Genomic DNA, 16,801 nt, shown 5'->3' on the forward strand with positions numbered 1-16,801 from the left:
AGATGTGGTGATCGTCGGCGGCGGGGCGTCCGCCGCGGCCGCGGCCTGGAGCCTGGCCGACACCCGCATGCGGATCGTATGTCTCGAGCAGGGGGACTGGCCCCAGCCGGGCCAGTTTCCCACGACCGGACGGGATTGGGAGGTGCGCCAGCACGGCGAATGGAACACGAGCCCGCACCGGCGGCGCGGCGTGGCCGACTATCCGATCAACGACGACGCCTCGCCGATCAAGATCATCAATTTCAATGGCGTGGGCGGGGGCACCGTCCTGTTCGGCGCGCATTTCCCGCGCTTCCATCCGTCCGATTTTCGGGTGCGCTCGCTGGACGGGGTGGCCGACGACTGGCCGATCGACTACGCCACGCTCGAGCCCTTCTACGCCGAAAACGACCGGATGATGGGCGTTTCAGGGCTCGCAGGCGATCCCGCTTACCCGCCGAAGACGCCATTGATGCCGCCCCTGCCCCTGGGACGGTCGGGCATGACGCTGGCGAAGGGGTTCAACGCGCTCGACTGGCACTGGTGGCCCTCGGATTCGACCATCGCCACGCGCGAATACGAGGGCCGGCCGGCCTGCATCAACCTCGGCCTTTGCACCGGCGGCTGCGCGCAGGGCGCCAAGGGCAGCGCCGACGTCACCTATTGGCCGGCCGCGGTTCGCGCCGGCGTCGAAGTGCGCACCCGCTCGCGGGTCAGCCACGTGGAGTGCGACAAGGACGGATTTGCGACCGGGGTCGTCTATTTCGACGCCGACGGGCAGGAACATTTTCAACCCGCCGAACTCGTCATCATGGCCTGCAACGGGGTCGGCACGCCCCGCATCCTGCTCAATTCCACCTCCGGCCGCTTCCCGACCGGCTTGGCCAATTCCAGCGGCCTGGTCGGCAGGAACCTCATGTTCCATCCTTGCGCCTACATTGTCGGCATCTTCGAGGAAGAGCAGGACGGCTACCGCGGGCCGCACAACTGGTTCGCCAGCCAGGAATTCTACGAGACCGACGTCCGCCGGGGCTTCGTGCGAGGCTATACGCTGGAGGGCAATCGCGGCAGCGGGCCGGTCAGGACGGCCGTGGACGCGCTGGCCGCGGGTTTGGCGCCGTTGGGCGAAGGCCATCACGAGGCCTTTCGCCGCCTGTTCAACCGCACTACCGCGCTGCTCGTCATCGGCGAGGATCTGCCGGAGCCGCACAACCGGGTCACGCTCGATCCTGTGCTCAAGGACGCCAACGGCATCCCCGCGCCGAAGATCAACTACACGCTGAGCGAGAACAGCTGGCGTATGCTGGAGCACGGCCGGGACCGCGCCGTCGAGGCGCTGCGCGCCGCCGGCGCCGTCGACATCGCCGTCCAAATGCCGATCGAGCCGAGCGGCTGGCACCTGATGGGCACGGCCCGCATGGGCCTCGATCCAGAGCGCTCGGTCGTCAACGCCTGGGGCCGAGCCCATGACGTGAAGAACCTCTTCATCATCGACGGCAGTATTTTCGTGACCTCGGCGGGCGTGAACCCGACCCCGACGATTCAGGCGCTGGCGCTCTACATCGCCGACGCCATCAAGCAGCGCCTCGCCTCGGCGACCCTCTTCGATTGAGCCCCCGAATGGAAACCCCCACTCAAGCCGACCTGGAGCTGCTGCGGCGGATCGTCGGCCGCATGATCCCCGGCAGCGCCCGCTACCAGCTGCCCGGCGCGGACGATCCGGCCATCTTCGGCGAGGTCGCGGCGATGCTGCGAGCGCGGCCCGTGCCGGTGGGCGCGCTGGTGCAGGCGGCGACGGAGGACAAGCTCGGCGATCGGACGGCCGCCGCCGACCAAGCGCTGTTCGCCTGCCTGCGCGAGGCCGATGCGGATGCGTTCGCCGGGCTGACCCTGGCGCTCGCCCAGTGCTACTACCGGGACGATCGGGTCATGCGAGCGCTCGACATGGAGCCTCGGCCGCCGTTTCCCAAGGGCTACGAGGTTGCGGAGGGCGACTGGTCGTTGCTCGAACCGGTCAAGCGTCGCAGCCCGCTCTGGCGGCCCCCCTCCTGATTCCTCCGGAACCCCTATTGGGGTCCGCGGAACTCGCCCGACTTCAGCGCCGCGGTCTTTGCCGGATGGATCGCGCCCGGCGAGGCCATCACCCGCAGCCGCTCGATGCGGCGCCAGATGAACAGCCACTGGCCGTCCCGTTTCACATACTTCTCATGATAGAAGCCGAAGCCGTGCAGCCAGTGGTCGGCGTCCCCCTGCTTCCAGAAGTGCTGGTCCTCCAGGTACCATCGGCCTGACGCGGTGTCGCGCGTGTGGATGGTGATGTCGGGCGTGTGCGACAGGTGGATGATGTCGACGTGGCCGATGTCCTCGCGCAGATGCCGGACCATGTCCTCGCGCGTCCAGGGCGCGTAACCATCGTTGACCGACTGGTGATCCGGCGCGTGCAGCGCGGTGTAGGTGTCCCAGTCCTTCAGGTCGACCGCCCGGTCCCGGCGCGACTTGAGCTTCTTGATCTCCTCGATCGCGATCAGCTTTTCCAGATCCGAAAGCTCTTCCATGAGATCGTGGCTCCTAGATGCGATAGACCCGCTCGGCGGTCGCGCCGAACAGCATGGCCGCCTCGTCTTCCGTTCGGTCGGCGGCCACCGCCTCGAACACGGTCAGCAGTTCCCCGAAGCTGCTGTAGACGAGGTCGACGGGGAAGTTGCTGCCGAACATGCAGCGCTCGGCGCCGAACAGGCCGATGCAGGCGTCGAAGTAACGCCGGTGAATATCCACATCCGTGCGGTGCACGAACATTGGCAGGCCGGACAGCTTCACATGCGCAAGCGGCGCCGCCGCAAGCTCCGCCATTTCCTGTCGCCAGCAATGGAAGGTGTCCAGGTCGTCAGCGAGCGGCCAGCCCGTATGCTCCAGCACCACCACCAGCCCGTCATGGCGGCGCAACGCCCCGGCGAGCGCGGCGATCCCGCCGCCTGGGTGGGCCACGGCGTCATAGACGAGCTTGCGCTCGGCGAGCGCGCGCATGGCCGCGTCCGCCGCCGGGCTGGCGTAGTCGAGGCCGCCGAGGAAGCGGGCGCCCCGATAGAGCGGGTCGCGCATCTCCCGGTCCAGGATCGCGGCCGTCTCGGCGGCCGAAGCCGCCGCGTCGAACGTACCGACGATGGCGGTGGGAAGACCACGCTCTTTCGCGATCTGCGAGATCCAACGGCTCTCGGCCTCGACATGCGCGGCCGGACCGACCGCCGTCACATGCACGGTCTTGACGACCTCGACGTCGGCCAGCACGGCGAGATAGTCGTCCAGCACGAAGGGATCCGGGAACGCCCTCGGCAGGGCCAGGTTCAGGCCGAAATCGTCGCCCCCGGGCGCCGGGAAGGCGTACCAGTCGTTCCTGGCCGAATCCCAAAGATGCATGTGAGCGTCAACGAACCGGCGCCTGGTCTTGCTCAAGTCCGCCTCCCCTGTTGTTGCATCTTATGACCGCCGCGTTCGTCTGCGCGGCGCGCGGTCCGCCGAGATCCCGGCGGCGGGGGCGGGCACGTCGCCCCCGCCGCCTGGCGACTAGGCCGGCACCGCCGCGGCCTGCTTCAGCCAGCCGGCCGGACGCAGCTGCGGAACGAGCTCGACCGTCGAGTCCGCCAGCGGCGGGGCGCCGCCGCACTCGCGACGCAGCGCCGGCGTCACCTCTTCGGCGAAGGCCTGCATCTGGTCCTCGATCTCACGCGACTCGAAACCGGCGATCTCGAAGTCGAGATTGACCGCGAAGTCCTCGTAGCCGCAGGATTCCTTGATGCGCATGATGCCCTCGATGATCTTGTCGGGCGGACCGCCGAGCGCCAGCTCCTTCTGCTGCACGATGTCCGGCGTGATGCGGGTCGTGGCCGGCCACAGCGGCTCGTCCGCCTCGGCCAGGATCGCGGCGAAGCCGAACGGGCCGTAGTAGTCCCATCCGTGCTGCAGGCCGCGTTCCCAGCGCTTCTTGTCGCCGAGCCCCGGCATCTCGATGTGGATCCAGCGCGCCGGCACGATGCCGCGCCGCTTCTCGGCGTCCCACCCGTACTTGAACGCGCCGCGGTTCTTGTAATCGGGGAAGCCCAGCCGCTCGGCTTCCTTGTGATAGATCTCGATGTTGCGCTTCAGCCGGCTGTTGTTCTCCGCGAAGAACTGGCCGTTGATGCCTTTCTGCGCGCCCAGCTTGATCGTGCGGTCGCTGGTCATCGGCATCCAGATCTGCGGATGCGGCCGCTGAAGGGTCTGCGGGAAGACGCTGAGCTCCTTGAGCCGGGTGGTGGTCGCCACGACCGGGTTGCCGCCGGAATAGAAGTCGGGTCCGCCCATCGCCAGCACGTCCTCGAGAGCCCGCCCGGCGTTGGCTTCGCTGAAGAAGGCGATGGACTGGGTGTGGAACCACTTGGTGTAGCTCGGGGGAATCGACAGGTTTTCGCCATGATGGCTGAACGAATCCTGCGTCCAGCACTTCATCAGGACTTCATAGGCCTCTTCGAAGAAGGAGCGGTTCCGTTCCTGGTCCTGGATCGTCGCGCCGAAGTTGCGGCCCAAGATCTCCACTTCGCGCGGCTGGTAGCCGCGGCCCACGCCCATTTCGCAGCGACCGCCGCTGACGATGTCGAGCATGGCGACCTGTTCGGCCAGACGGACCGGATGGTGCTGGGTGATGACGTTGGTGGCCTGGCCGAGGCGGATCCGCTTCGTGAGCATGGCGATCGCCATCTCGCTCTGCACCGGGTTGGGGCTGAACTCGGCGCCTTCGACCTGGAAGTGGTGCTCGGTCTGCCAGAAGGTGTCGTAGCCGAGCTTGTCGGCCAGCACGCCCTGCCGGATCGTCGCGACGATGCCGCGCATGCAGGACTCGTGGACCGCCCGCAGATCACCCTTTGGAATGACGACGCCGTCCTTGCCCTCCTTCAGAGGAAGGTCGATCCCGCCGTTATGAAAAACGCCGATGTCAATCATAGCTTGTCCCGCTCACGCCGGCCGGGCTCGGCCAAGGAGTCCGGCCTGGGCGAAAATCGCCTCCCCACTGCGACCATGTTCTGCTTATGCGCCCCGGGGGAATGCTGGCGCGCATGCTCGGGATACAGAACGCGCGTGTTCTGCCCGCAATAGAGCCAGTATCTGCTTTGGCCGAAGCGGGGTCCAATAGGTAAGCGCCGGGGACCAATAGCGATTACCTATTGGCGGAAAGGTCGTCGCCGCAGCCCTCGTCGCTTGCAGCGCCGGATCCCTAGACCATTCGCCGCCGAAGTGGAGGCCGGTTCGGCGCAGCGAATGGTCTAACTTCAAAAACTTATGAGCGTTCGGCGGTTCATTCGAGCCGCCGAACGCTCTAGCTCTGCTCCGCCTCGCCACGGGCGATGTAGGCGTCGATCATCCGGTGCAGATTGCGGCACCGGATCTCCGAATAGCGCGAGAAGTTGACGGGCCGCTCGCCGAGCGCCCGCAGTCCCTCCTGGGTAGGCGCCATATTTCCCTCGTCCTGATCGTAGACGCCGGCCAGGTAGCTGAGCTCGTGGAACGCCTCGCTCCACTTCTCGTCGGGCCCCAGGGTGCGCAACTGCGCCGGCGGCGGCTTCGGCTGGTCAATCGGAGAAAGCTTGTAGAGGAAGACCTCGAGCAGGGTCTTCTCATGCTCCAAACCGACAGGCCGGAACCGATAGGAGATCTTGGTGGCGAGGCTGCCCCACAGGTGGAAGTTCGGAAACAGGTCGTGGGACACGCCGTCGAGAAAATCGGCGTCGCAGCGATCGGAGAGATCCCGGCCGGTCCGCGTCTCCAGGTTGGCCCGTCCGATGCTCGCCAGGTACTGCCGCTCGGGAACGGCGCCGTCGAAGACGCCCTCGGCGGCGCCCGCCTTATTGCCGTTCCGGGTGGCCGCCTCGAGGATCTGAGCGGGGGTCAGCTCGGGCCCCTCGTACAACAGCCCCGGATAGCCGTGCGGCGAGATCGCGCGCGTGACATGATCCGACAGCACGTCGTACTGCGCATTGGCGTCGGGGGTGTAGGCGGAGACCTGCGGGTGGGTCACGCCGACGTGGTGGTTCTCCAGGAACGCCTCGCAGACCACCTTCCAGTTCGCCGGGATGACCTTCGCGACGTGGGCGGCCTTGTAGCACTCGTCGATCTTCCAGTAGGCCATGTGCCGCGGCAGAGGATCGGCGATCTCCTCGAACGGCCGCGCGCCCAGGTCGAAGTTGACGAAGACGAACCCCGCCCACCTGGCGACCCGCGCCTCGCCCAGACCGAAGGTCTTTGGCTCGATCTGCGGGAAGTCCCAGATCACCGGCCCTGGGCGGAAGCTGCCGTCCAGCTCCCAGGTGAAGCCGTGGTAGGGACAGCGGAAGGCCGTCTTGCAGCCGCCCTGCGTGGCGATCTTGCGGCCGCGGTGCAGGCAGACGTTCTCGAACGCCCGAACCGAGCCGTCATGCTGGCGCGCCACCAGCAGAGATCGACCGACCAGGTCGAAGACATAGGTGTCGCCGGGGCTGGGAATCTCTTCTTCCCGGCAGGCGTATTGCCAGGTCTTGAGGAAGACGTGCTCGACTTCCTTCTTGAAGAAGGCCGGGTCGGTGTAGCGGCGGGCGCTATAGGGCTCGACGCCGAGGTCGACGATCCGATGCTCGCGCATGATGTCCGAGACCGGCCGCGTCTTCTCGTCCTCGTCGAGGATCTCCTGGTAGCTCGGGCCCTCCCAGGCCTCGACCGGGCTTCGTTTCATGGCGCGCCCCCGGATGGCGGCCGGGGCGGTTCCCGGCGAGGGGTCAAGGTCGTCATTTGCACTCGCCACTCCTTCTGCCCGAGGACGCCAGGCCCGGCGCAATCCTCAAGCTCACGCGTCAAAGGCGGCTCTGCTGGTGAGCTCCCGCAGCGAGCCCAGGCTCTCGAACCGCCGCACGAGGCCGACGATCTCCTTGGACCGGCCATCGCCCAGTATGGGCGCCACCAGGCTATGGAACTTGGCCTCGAGGTCCGCCCACTGCCGGGAAAGCGCCTCGTCCGGGCGGGGCTCGAAGATGTTGACGCAAGCCTCGTGCGTCTCGCCGTTCTTGAGGCGCACGGTCACCTCCGTCGGCATCGACATGTGCGGCAGGCGCGCGACGGGGGTGACCTTCACAAGCTCACGCACCGCGGTCAGGCGGGGGTCCTGGACGCGCGCGTCCGTGAACGCGTCCGGCCCGGTGTCGCTGTCGGTCAGGGCCAGCGCCGTGGCGTAGCGGACGCTGAACATCCCTTCCATGGCGGTCTTCGGCTCGGCGATCCCGCACACGCCTGGCAGCAGCTCGCAGACGACGAGCTCGACCTCCTCGACGTCATCAACGGTGAAAGGCCGCCTGGCCTTGATCGCGCGAACCCCGTCGATCGCCGAGTGCGTGCCGCCGCAGGCGGCGTGAAGCTTGAACATGATGCCCTCCACGCCCAGCCGCTCCTCCAGGAAGGCGCCGGGGCGGGAGGGATCGAAGTGCGCCTGGGTCCCGCTCATCGCATTGGCGAAGCCCTGGGGATGCTCGATCACGTCGGTCGGGCCGACGAATCCGGCCTCGGCCAACCGCGCCGACAGCACTCCGGCTGCAGCCGCGTTGCCGGCGTTCAGGTGCTTGCACATCGTGCCGAAGCCCGCCCGAAGGCCGGACGCCTGCATGCCGGCGATCCCCAGCGCCCACTGCTGGCGCAGGGGGTCCAGCTTGAGCAGCCGCCCGACCGCGGCGGCGGCGCCGAACGCGCCGAAGGTGCCGGTGCAGTGAAACCCCCGCGCATAGGAGTCGTCGGTCACCGCGGCCATGAGCAGCTTCAGGGTCTCGTACCCCCGCAGGATCGCTTGCAGCGTGTCCTGCCCGCTCGCGTCGATCTCTTCGGCCACGGCGAACGCCGCTGGAAGCACGACCACGGAAGGATGCATCAGCATCCCCATGTCGTCGAAGTCCTGAGAGTGGCTCGCGACGCCCGTGACCAGCGCGGCCTGCCGCGCGGTCATTCGATGGGGGGAGCCGGGCACTTGCGCGACCGGATCGCCGCCCTCCGCCTCCAGCACGCTGATGGCGGCCGCGGTCGAAGGCTGGCGCGATCCTGAGATCGTCACCCCAAGCCAATCCAGGACCGCGTGGCGAGTTCGCTCCAGGACCCTCTCGGGCAGCGTCCGCGAGGCGATCGCACTGGCTTCCGAGACCAATTGCGCCGTAAAGCCGCTCGAGACCTTCGCCGCACCGTCCGCCATGGGTTCCTCACTTCCAATCGACATTAGATCAGCCTTCCGGCGAGGTGCGGCAACCGCCACGCCTCATCAAGCTTCGGCGAGCTCCGTCGCCAGACACCGGCGTCGCGGCCGTCGATAGCGGCCCGCCCCGTCGCGTATCCAGCGACCGCCTTGCCCGCAATTGGAAAGGCCCTGCGTCGCTGCAGAATTCACCATCGTGATTGTCGTCGTCAGAGGGCCTTGTCGGGCGGCGAGCGGATAGTCGGATGGTTCAATTCAAATTTAGATCAGTGTATCGCCACAGTCGTTGGGGCGCGCATGGAGCGTCGCTGCGCCTGACGACCGTGCGCGGCTGGGCCACCGTCGGCGCCGGCGCAACCCGTTGGTACACGGCAGGGATGGTCGAGATGGATGCGGCGTCGTGGGAAGAAGACCTCGTGGCCTTGTCCGAGGGTATTTCCGACGTTCTGGAAGCCGAGTGCGACCGACGCGCCGTGCATGCTTTCTTCGACGGACAGAACGACCTCGACCAGCAGCTTTGGGCTCGCGCGGCTGAGCTCGGCTGGCTGGGTCTTGGACTTCCCGAAGATTACGGCGGCCTGGGCCTTGGGGCGCCGGGGCTGGATGTCCTCTATCGCGCGCTCGGCGCGGCGCTCGCGCCCGGCGCCTTCATTCCGACGCTCGCTGTCGCCCAGTGGCTCAGCGGAACAGCCGCCGACAGCGTCAAGGAAGAGGTCCTGCCGCAGGTGGCGACGGGCGCGCTGACGCTTGCCGCGCCCGCGTCGCTGGAGGCCGAGCCGCTGCCCGTGGGCGACGGCCTACTCCGCGGCGTCTCGCAGCCGATGCTGGGGACCAGCCGCGCCGCACTCGCAATCGCCCCGGTCCGCGTCGACGGGCGGAACGGCTTTGCCGTGGTGCGGCTCGACGGCGCCCGCGCCAAGTTCGAGGCGGCCGACACCTGGGACCGCACCCGCAGCATCGGCCGTATCGTTTACGACCGCGCCGAGCCCCTCGCGCTCCTTGCCGACGCCGACGGCGCCTTGAACTCGTCGCTGCGCAGCAATCTGGCGCTCGCGGTCGCCGGCGACAGCGTCGGCGGGGCGCGTGCGATCGCCGAGCAGACCATCGCCTACATGAAGGAGCGCGTGCAGTTCGGTCGTCCGATCGCCAGCTTCCAGGCCTTGAAGCACCGTGCGGCCGATCTGATGGTGGCGGTCATCCAGGGCGAGCAGGCGCTCGATCAGGCGGTCGCCGCGGCGGCCGACGGCGAGCCGAACGCGGCCATGTGGGCGAGCCTGGCCAAGGTCGCGGCGGCCGAGCATTTCCGGTTCGTGGCGGACGACTGCGTGCAACTGCACGGCGGCGTTGGCTTCACCTGGGAGTTCGACTGCCACATCTTCCTGAAGCGCGCGCTGCTCAATCGGGAGCTGGCCGGGAGCGCCGGCGCGCTACGCGACCTCGCCGCAACCTATCTCGCCGCGGCGAGCCGGGCGGGGCGGACCACTGCGGAGCTGACGACGTGATCCTCGACAAGGTTGGTGACGACGCCGCGTTCCGCGCCGCCCTGCGCGCCTGGCTGGGGACGGTCCTGCAGGCGCCGGAGGCCAGGCCCACGCCGGGCGACAGCCGCAGCTTCTACGAGAGCCAGAAGTGGTGGATGGCCGAACGGCACAAGGTCGGTCTGGGCACGCCGCACTGGCCGAGCGCCTACGGCGGCGCCGACCTTGGCCTGAGAGATCAGATCATCATCGCCGAGGAGGTCGCCCGCGCCCGGGCGCCGACCCTTGGGCTTTTCACCGTCTCCCTCAACCACCTGCCGCACACGTTGTTGAAGTGGGGCACGGAGGCGCAACGGGCGACCTATCTGCCGGGCGTCACGCGCGATGGGGTGATGTGGTGCCAGGGCTTCTCAGAGCCCGGCGCGGGGTCTGACCTGGCGGCGCTGCGCACCCGCGCGGTGCGCGACGGCGACGTCTATGTGGTCAACGGGCAGAAGATCTGGTCGTCCTACTCGATGTACGCCGAGTACTGCATACTGTTGACCCGCACTGATCCGGACGCGGCCAAGCACGGCGGCATCACCTTCCTCATCCTCGACATGAATACGCCGGGCGTTGAGGTGCGTCCCCTGCGGCAGGCCAACGGCATGGCGAAGTTCGCCGAGATATTCCTCACCGATGTCCGTATTCCGGTGGAGAATCGTGTCGGCGACGAGAACAACGGCTGGGCCGTCGCCCAGACCACGCTGGCGTCGGAGCGCGGGGTGCTGTCGTTCGAGCGGAACGAGCGCCTGCGCTACCATATGGAGGATTTTCACGCCGAGGCCCTGCGGCGCGACGCGCCTTGGCTTCGCGACGACGAACTCCGCCGCGAGTTCATGCGCCTGTTCATGGAAATGCAGGGCTGCCGGCGGCTGATGCGGCGACTGCTGAGGCAGACAGAGGCCGGATCTCCGGCGGCCTCGAGCACAGTGCCTTATGTCAAACTGATCAACACCGAGCTGCGCAAGAGCGCGGGCGAATTCATGGTGCGGGCCAACGGGATCGATGCGCTCGACTACGTACCGGGCTTCGACGAACTCTCGCTGGATCCGATGTTCACCTACATGACCGCGCTCGGCGGCACGATCGCCGGCGGCAGCAACGAGATCATGCGCAATCTCATCGCCGAGCGGATCCTGGGAATGCCGAGGGGATAGGCCAGGAGATGATCGGACAGCCCGGCTCCACGAACCAGCCGGCGGGCGACACGCCGTACTGGGCGGACGTGGTGGTGATCGGCGCCGGCTTCGCTGGCCTCTATGCCCACCACAGGCTTCGCGAATTGGGGTTCGCGGTTTGCGGCTTCGAAGCCGCGCCGGACGTCGGCGGAACCTGGTTCTGGAACCGTTACCCCGGCGCCAGGTGCGATGTCGAAAGCCTGGACTACAGCTATTCCTTCTCCGAGGCGCTGCAGGACGAGTGGCGGTGGAGCGAACGGTTCGCCACCCAGCCCGAGATCCTGCGGTACATCAACCATGTGGCCGACCGCTTCGACCTGCGACGCGACATCCGGTTCGAGCGGCGCGTCGTCCGCGCCCGTTACGACGGCGGCGAAGGCGTCTGGATCGTCGAGACCGACCGGGGCGAAAAGGTTCGTTGCCGCTTCCTGATCGCTGCGGTCGGCAGCCTGTCGTTGCCGAAGCCCCCCGACTTCGAGGGTCTGGAGACCTTCGAGGGCCAGTGGGCGCAGACGGGACTGTGGCCGCGCGAAGGCCTGGACTGCGAGGGCAAGCGGGTCGCCGTGATCGGCACCGGTTCCTCCGGCATTCAGTCAATCCCGCTGCTGGCCGAGGTGGCGCAGCGCCTCACGGTGTTCCAGCGGACACCCGCCTATACCGTCCCGGCGCTCAACGGGCCGATCGATCCGGAGTTCGAGGCCAGTGTCCGCGCCGACTACCCGGCCTACCGCCAGCAGACCCGCAAGACCTACAACGGCGGCCGAGCGCCGCTTGCGGGGACCACGTCCGCGCTCGCGGCGTCCGATGATGCGCGGCGCGCGACCTTCGAGGCCGCCTGGCGCTTCGGTTGCTTCTCGCTGCTCACCGTCTACCGCGACCTGATGACTGACGCCGACGCCAACGCGGCCGCGAGCGCGTTCGTGCGTGAGAAGCTTCGAGCGGTGGTGAAGGATCCGCTGATCGCCGACCGGCTGACCCCGCGCGGTTATCCGATCGGCGCCAAGCGCCTGGCGCTGGACACGGGCTATTGGGCCATCTTCAACCGGCCCAACGTCGAGCTGGTGGACGTCCGCGCCGCCCCGATCGAGCACATCACCGCCCGCGGCGTGTGCACGGTGGAGCGGGAATATCCAGCCGACGTGATCGTCTTCGCCACCGGCTTCGACGCGATCAGCGGACCGCTGCTGGCGATGGACATCGAAGGGACCGACGGCCGCACGTTGAGAGAGGTCTGGGCGCAGGGGCCGGTCAGCTATCTGGGCCTTATGATCGCGGGCTTTCCCAACCTCTTCACCATCAACGGACCGGGCAGCCCCTCGGTGCTGACGAACATGGTGGCGGCGATCGAGCACCATGTGGACTGGATCGCCGATTGCCTTGCGGAAATGCGCCAGCGGGGACTTGAGGAGGTGCAGGCCGAGCCTGCCGCGCAAACGGCTTGGGTGGAGGAAGTCCGGCGCATCGCCGACATGACGCTCTTTCCCCTGGCGGAGTCGTGGTACATGGGCGCCAACGTGCCCGGCAAGCCGCGCGTCTTCATGGCCTACCCCGCGGGCCTGCCCCCCTATCGTGAGCGCTGCGAGGACGTGGTCCGCAACGGCTACAGCGGCCTGCGCTTCTCCGCCCGCCAAGCCTGACACCGCTTCGCTTCGAGGATTTCAGGGACGAGGTTCACCCTCGCCCCTGCCGTCCCGCCGACTGTTCGCGCGCCGATCAGACCGGCAGCTTGTAAAGCCGGGCGGCGTTGCCCCCCATCACCTTGCGGGTCACCTCCTCGCCCCACGGCTGCAGGACCTTGAGGCCGTGCTCGACCGCCCCGGGATAGAGGCAGGTGGCGTGCGGAAAGTCGGATTCGAACAGCACGTTGTCGAAGCCGATGACGTCGAGAAGCCGACTGGGCGCGGCCTCCTCGAACCAGAAGCAGCTGTAGACCTGGTTCTTGAACAGCTCCCGCGGGCCGGGCTGCTTCAGGCCCTTGTCCTGGAACGGCGTATCCAGAAGCTGCCACTCCAGCCGCTCGATGATGAACGGCACCCAGCAGAGGCCGCTCTCGACCAGCACCCACTTGGTCTTGGGGAAGCGCGGGAGCAGGTCACAGGTCAGGAGATTGGCGAGGATGCGCGCATTGTAGAGTTCCAGCTGGGAGTTGCCGATCACCAGCTTGCGCTGGTTGTCCAGGCCCGGCCAGGTCGACTGCATCCAGGCGTCCAGGCTGAACTCCGACGAGCCGACGTGGAAGTTGATCGGCAGCTCGAGCTCGGAGCAGGCGTCCCACAGCGGGTCCCAATGCGGGTCGTGCAGCGGCGGCAGATCGCTGCCAGCGTGCGGCTCGGGGCAGATCGTCACTCCGCGCAGCTTCAGGTCACGCGCGCACCGCTCGACCTCCTTGACCGCGAACTTGATGTCCCAGAACGGCGCCAGGGCCTGCGGGAAGCAGCGGTCGCCACTGTCGCGCTGGAAGTCCGACATCGCGTCGTTGTAGACCTGAACCGTCACCCGGGCGACTTCCGGATCGAGCTTGGTCAGGCGGTGCGCGCCAAATCCCAGGATGTTGCCGTAGACAATCTGCGCCCAGATCCCCTGCTGATCCATGAACTGGGTGCGCGCCTTGGCGTCATAGGACGCCGGGGTGACCTCCTCCAGGCTCATGCCGCTGCGGATGTCCCACTCCCAGAACGACTGCTTCGAGCCGTCGGTCCTGATCACCGAGGAGGCGCCGACCTTCTTCTGCAGGATCTCGTCGCCGTTGATGTACCAATGCGGCCGCCCCTTCGGCCCGGGGCGCACGTGGGGGACCTTCGAGCGCCAGGATTCCGGCACCCGGCTCGTCCAGAGGTCGTGGGGCTCCGAGAAGTGCGTATCGGCGTCCACTACTTTCAGGTCCTGCAAAACTTTACTGCCTTTGAGCGCGGTATCGCCGTCCATGCTTAATCTCCTAAGAAAGTCGACTTAACGACTACAGTTCCATGTCCAGAATGAAGGACTGATAGGATTTGGCCTGCGTATCGACCATCAGGCTGGCCGAATAGGCGCCGCCAAGCGCCCCGTGCAGGACGAAGTTCAGTCCCTTGAGATTGGGGAATTCATAGCGCTCGACCGGGCCTTTGACCGTGCGCGAGAAGAACTCCTTCACCCGCGAGGCCGTCAGCTTCTCGCGAAGAAGCTCCCAATCCTCGTCTTTATAAGGGAAGACGCAGATGTTGGCCGTGTCGCCCTTGTCGCCCGAACGCGAGTAGGCGATTTCGCGAAGCCTCATGCCGTGACCACCTCTGTCTGGACGCTGACGGCGCTGCGATCGACCGGCACGCCGACGACGGTCAGGGCCTCGATGATCTCCGCCTTGGGGCCGGCGACGCCGGCGGGACGGTCGAAGTAGACCATGCCGGTCTCGTTGCAGACGACGCGCGCGGCGTCCCGGGTCCGGCAATGGGCGGCGACGCGATAGCGCAGCTCATTGAGTTCGGGCGGGACGTTCGCGGCGTTGCCGTACATGGTCGAGACGCCGTAGATGTCGAACCGCAGGTCGAGGATCTCCCCCTCCAGCGGCCGCAGGCGCTCGCGGACGATCTCCTCGACCAGCTTCGCCCGATCCACGCAGCCGAAGCCGCCGAGCGAGCCCTCGGCCAGGGCCTTGTAGCCGTTGCGAACGCCGACCAGCGCGCGGAGCTTCTCCGGCCGCGGCTTGCCGCGCATGCCGCGCAGCTCGACGACATCGGGGGCCGGGACGCTGAGCTCGATCATCGACATGTCCATGTCGACGTCAGGCGTCAGGTAGGATCGCGGGTCGTGGATCTCGTAGCCGACGCGGCACTTCACCGTCTCGGCGGTGACCAGGCCGCCGGCGGCGGGCAGCTTCGTCACCTGCACGGCGTCCTCGTCCAGGATGACGTAGGGGAACCCCAGCGGCGCGAGGCCGGGCACGATGCGATACGGCGGATCAGCGAAGCCGCCGCCGGAAATGCCGGTGCTCCCCTGCAGCATGTGCCCGGCCAGGGTGCCGAGCGCGGCGCGTTGCGGGGTCAGCTCGTCCCAGCCCATGGCGTCGTAGGTCAGCGCCACGGCCATCGAGGGATCGGCGATCCGGCCCGCCAGCAGGAAGGTCGCCTCGGCCTCGAGAAGCTCGATGAAGCCTTCCGCGCCGAGATAGGCGTGCGCGCAGATCAGCCGTTCGCCCAGTTCGTTGATACGGCATCCGAGCTCGGGGAGCTCGACGTTCTGGCGCTTCAGATGATCGAGCACGTCGCCGCCGTGCATCGCGCCGATCCTGAGGCCTGAGAGGCCGGCGGCGCGGGCCGCGTCCACCGCTTCGGCGAGCGCGCACTCGACGTTCGCCTGGCCGAAGCTTCCGGCCACCACGCCGCCGCGGCGCAGATAGCCGCCCAGCGCCTTGAGCACTTCGCCGGTGCGCGGATCATAGCCCTTGTTGGGGTTCTTCATCCGCCGCAGCGTCGCCTGGGTCATGGTGGCCTCGCCCAGGCGGTCGAACATCATGTAGTCCACCTCGCCGCTTTCAGCGAGGTCCACCGCTGGCGGAAGGCTGTCGCCGGCGAAGGCCGAACCAGCCCCGATCCGCGGTCGGCGCACATGTCTTGTCTTCACGTCGGCCACCTGCTCACACCACGCCCTTTTGCCGCAACTGCTCGATCTCGCGTTCGCCAAGCCCAAGCTCGCTGGCCAGCACCTCGTCGGTGTCGCGGCCGAGGAAGGGCGGAGGCCGATAGCTCTCCACCGGCTTGCCGCCGAAGCGGATGGGATTGGCGATGACCGAGACCTGGTCGACGCCGTCGCGATCGAGATCGACCCGCATTTGCCGGTGCTTGACCTGAGGGTCCTCGAAGGTCTGATCGATCGAATAGACCGGCGCGCACATGATGTCGGCGGCGACCAGCTTCTCGTACCAGTGCATCATGGTCCCCGAGCCGAACCTGGCGTTCAGCGCCGCGGCCAGCGCCTCGACGTGCTGGTAACGGTTCATCCGCGTGGCGAACCGTTCGTCCGACTTGAGCTCAGGCAGCTCCACCACATCGCAGAGGCGGTGAAACTGAGGGTCGGCGGTCGCCTGCACCTGCAGCAGCCCGTCCACGCAGCGGAAGATTTCCGAAGGCGCCGAGCCGAATGCGCGCGGACCGAGACGTTGAGGCACTGCGCCGCTCGTGAAATATTCGAGCGCGGCCGGGGCCACGGCGGCGACCGAGCAGTCCATCAACGCCATGTCGATGTGCTGGCCGCCGGCCTGCAGCACTTCGCGCGCACGCAGCGCCATGACCAGCGCGTTGGCGGCGTAGAGACCGGTGATCAAGTCGCTCACCACGACGCCGATGCGTTGCGGCAGGCGGTCCGGCTCGCCCGTCAGGCTCATCAGCCCGCTCATCGCCTGGAAGATCGCGTCCGCCCCGGGACGGCCCGCATAGGGGCCGTTCTGGCCAAATCCGGTGACGGACAGGTAGATGATGTCCTGGTTCAGGGCTCTGATCGAGTCGTAGTCGAGCCCGTACTTCTTGAGGGCCCCAACCTTGAAGTTCTCGACCATGATGTCGGAGCGTCGGGCAAGGTCACGGACAATCCGCTGACCGTCGGGCTGGCCGATGTCGACGGTCAACGACCGCTTGTTGCGGTTGACCGAGCGATAGTTGGAGGATTCTACCGAAGCGGCGCCGACGGCGTCCTTCACCGGTCGCGGCGCATAATGGCGGAACTCGTCACCATGTCCGGGCCGCTCGACCTTGATGACATCGGCGCCCATGTCCGCCAGCAACTGGGTCGCAAACGGAGCCGCGAACAGGCGGCCGAGTTCCAGCACCTTGACGCCTGCCAGAGGACGGGAAATTTCGCCCGCCGCCGAGCCCTGATCAATCTTCTCGCTCATGAGCCGAATCCGGACCTCGCCTTGCCCG

The 16,801-nt window shown here is 67.4% G+C and carries 14 protein-coding genes; 5 read left to right on the plus strand and 9 right to left on the minus strand.

Annotated features, from left to right (window positions below; genetic code table 11):
- A partial coding sequence (locus tag VJS38_RS04610) for a GMC family oxidoreductase (RefSeq protein ID WP_324086976.1) occupies window positions 1-1,591 on the plus strand: 1,591 nt, incomplete at its 5' end.
- A gap of 8 nt (window positions 1,592-1,599) precedes the next feature.
- The gene (locus VJS38_RS04615; protein WP_324086977.1) at window positions 1,600-2,031 is read left to right on the plus strand and encodes a hypothetical protein; all 432 of its coding nucleotides are present in this window, start codon (window positions 1,600-1,602) and stop codon (window positions 2,029-2,031) included.
- Between the two features lie 14 nt (window positions 2,032-2,045).
- Here VJS38_RS04615 and VJS38_RS04620 read toward each other — a convergent pair whose 3' ends face one another.
- The 5 genes from VJS38_RS04620 to VJS38_RS04640 all read right to left on the minus strand — a co-directional run bounded on the left by VJS38_RS04620 (window position 2,046) and on the right by VJS38_RS04640 (window position 8,209).
- Window positions 2,046-2,534 carry a nuclear transport factor 2 family protein gene (locus VJS38_RS04620; protein ID WP_324086978.1) on the minus strand — a complete coding sequence of 163 codons (489 nt, stop codon included), beginning with the start codon at window positions 2,532-2,534 and terminating at the stop codon, window positions 2,046-2,048.
- 13 nt (window positions 2,535-2,547) lie between these two features.
- A complete protein-coding gene (locus tag VJS38_RS04625) occupies window positions 2,548-3,429 on the minus strand; it encodes an amidohydrolase family protein (RefSeq protein WP_324086979.1) in 882 nt (293 codons plus the stop codon).
- A gap of 111 nt (window positions 3,430-3,540) precedes the next feature.
- Complete coding sequence (locus tag VJS38_RS04630; protein WP_324086980.1) at window positions 3,541-4,953, minus strand: LLM class flavin-dependent oxidoreductase; 1,413 nt, start codon at window positions 4,951-4,953, stop codon at window positions 3,541-3,543.
- Window positions 4,954-5,326: 373 nt separating this feature from the next.
- Window positions 5,327-6,715, minus strand: coding sequence for an aromatic ring-hydroxylating dioxygenase subunit alpha (locus VJS38_RS04635; protein ID WP_324086981.1), 1,389 nt, complete (start codon window positions 6,713-6,715; stop codon window positions 5,327-5,329).
- A 111-nt stretch (window positions 6,716-6,826) separates the two neighbouring features.
- The gene (locus tag VJS38_RS04640; protein WP_324086982.1) at window positions 6,827-8,209 is read right to left on the minus strand and encodes an MmgE/PrpD family protein; all 1,383 of its coding nucleotides are present in this window, start codon (window positions 8,207-8,209) and stop codon (window positions 6,827-6,829) included.
- Between the two features lie 269 nt (window positions 8,210-8,478).
- Between VJS38_RS04640 and VJS38_RS04645 the strand changes: the two genes are divergently transcribed.
- The 3 genes from VJS38_RS04645 to VJS38_RS04655 are packed head-to-tail and all read left to right on the plus strand — an operon-like array spanning window position 8,479 to window position 12,544.
- A complete protein-coding gene (locus tag VJS38_RS04645; protein WP_324086983.1) occupies window positions 8,479-9,711 on the plus strand; it encodes an acyl-CoA dehydrogenase family protein in 1,233 nt (410 codons plus the stop codon).
- The gene (locus tag VJS38_RS04650) at window positions 9,708-10,886 is read left to right on the plus strand and encodes an acyl-CoA dehydrogenase family protein (RefSeq protein WP_324086984.1); all 1,179 of its coding nucleotides are present in this window, start codon (window positions 9,708-9,710) and stop codon (window positions 10,884-10,886) included. Before VJS38_RS04645 ends, VJS38_RS04650 begins: the two co-directional genes overlap by 4 nt.
- A gap of 8 nt (window positions 10,887-10,894) precedes the next feature.
- Window positions 10,895-12,544 (plus strand): NAD(P)/FAD-dependent oxidoreductase, encoded by a 1,650-nt coding sequence (locus VJS38_RS04655; protein ID WP_324086985.1) that lies wholly within the window; start codon window positions 10,895-10,897, stop codon window positions 12,542-12,544.
- Window positions 12,545-12,620: 76 nt separating this feature from the next.
- Here VJS38_RS04655 and VJS38_RS04660 read toward each other — a convergent pair whose 3' ends face one another.
- From VJS38_RS04660 to VJS38_RS04675, 4 genes are read right to left on the minus strand one after another with little or no spacing between them, the layout of a single operon-like run.
- Window positions 12,621-13,832, minus strand: coding sequence for an amidohydrolase family protein (locus VJS38_RS04660; RefSeq protein WP_324086986.1), 1,212 nt, complete (start codon window positions 13,830-13,832; stop codon window positions 12,621-12,623).
- Between the two features lie 31 nt (window positions 13,833-13,863).
- Window positions 13,864-14,163 (minus strand): AtuA-related protein, encoded by a 300-nt coding sequence (locus tag VJS38_RS04665; protein ID WP_324086987.1) that lies wholly within the window; start codon window positions 14,161-14,163, stop codon window positions 13,864-13,866.
- Window positions 14,160-15,506 carry an acyclic terpene utilization AtuA family protein gene (locus tag VJS38_RS04670; protein WP_324086988.1) on the minus strand — a complete coding sequence of 449 codons (1,347 nt, stop codon included), beginning with the start codon at window positions 15,504-15,506 and terminating at the stop codon, window positions 14,160-14,162. Before VJS38_RS04670 ends, VJS38_RS04665 begins: the two co-directional genes overlap by 4 nt.
- A 13-nt stretch (window positions 15,507-15,519) precedes the next feature.
- The gene (locus tag VJS38_RS04675; protein WP_324086989.1) at window positions 15,520-16,773 is read right to left on the minus strand and encodes a CaiB/BaiF CoA-transferase family protein; all 1,254 of its coding nucleotides are present in this window, start codon (window positions 16,771-16,773) and stop codon (window positions 15,520-15,522) included.
- Window positions 16,774-16,801: the final 28 nt, after the last annotated feature.

This window comes from Phenylobacterium sp., assembly GCF_035276905.1.
Lineage (GTDB): Bacteria > Pseudomonadota > Alphaproteobacteria > Caulobacterales > Caulobacteraceae > Phenylobacterium.

Bases quoted from the DNA above. Each gene is read 5' to 3' on its own strand.
- VJS38_RS04655 (WP_324086985.1), top strand. From the start codon at position 10,895: ATGATCGGACAGCCCGGCTCCACGAACCAGCCGGCGGGCGACACGCCG.
- VJS38_RS04640 (WP_324086982.1), bottom strand. From the start codon at position 8,209: ATGGCGGACGGTGCGGCGAAGGTCTCGAGCGGCTTTACGGCGCAATTG.
- VJS38_RS04675 (WP_324086989.1), bottom strand. From the start codon at position 16,773: ATGAGCGAGAAGATTGATCAGGGCTCGGCGGCGGGCGAAATTTCCCGT.
- VJS38_RS04635 (WP_324086981.1), bottom strand. From the start codon at position 6,715: ATGAAACGAAGCCCGGTCGAGGCCTGGGAGGGCCCGAGCTACCAGGAG.
- VJS38_RS04620 (WP_324086978.1), bottom strand. From the start codon at position 2,534: ATGGAAGAGCTTTCGGATCTGGAAAAGCTGATCGCGATCGAGGAGATC.
- VJS38_RS04615 (WP_324086977.1), top strand. From the start codon at position 1,600: ATGGAAACCCCCACTCAAGCCGACCTGGAGCTGCTGCGGCGGATCGTC.
- VJS38_RS04665 (WP_324086987.1), bottom strand. From the start codon at position 14,163: ATGAGGCTTCGCGAAATCGCCTACTCGCGTTCGGGCGACAAGGGCGAC.
- VJS38_RS04660 (WP_324086986.1), bottom strand. From the start codon at position 13,832: ATGGACGGCGATACCGCGCTCAAAGGCAGTAAAGTTTTGCAGGACCTG.
- VJS38_RS04630 (WP_324086980.1), bottom strand. From the start codon at position 4,953: ATGATTGACATCGGCGTTTTTCATAACGGCGGGATCGACCTTCCTCTG.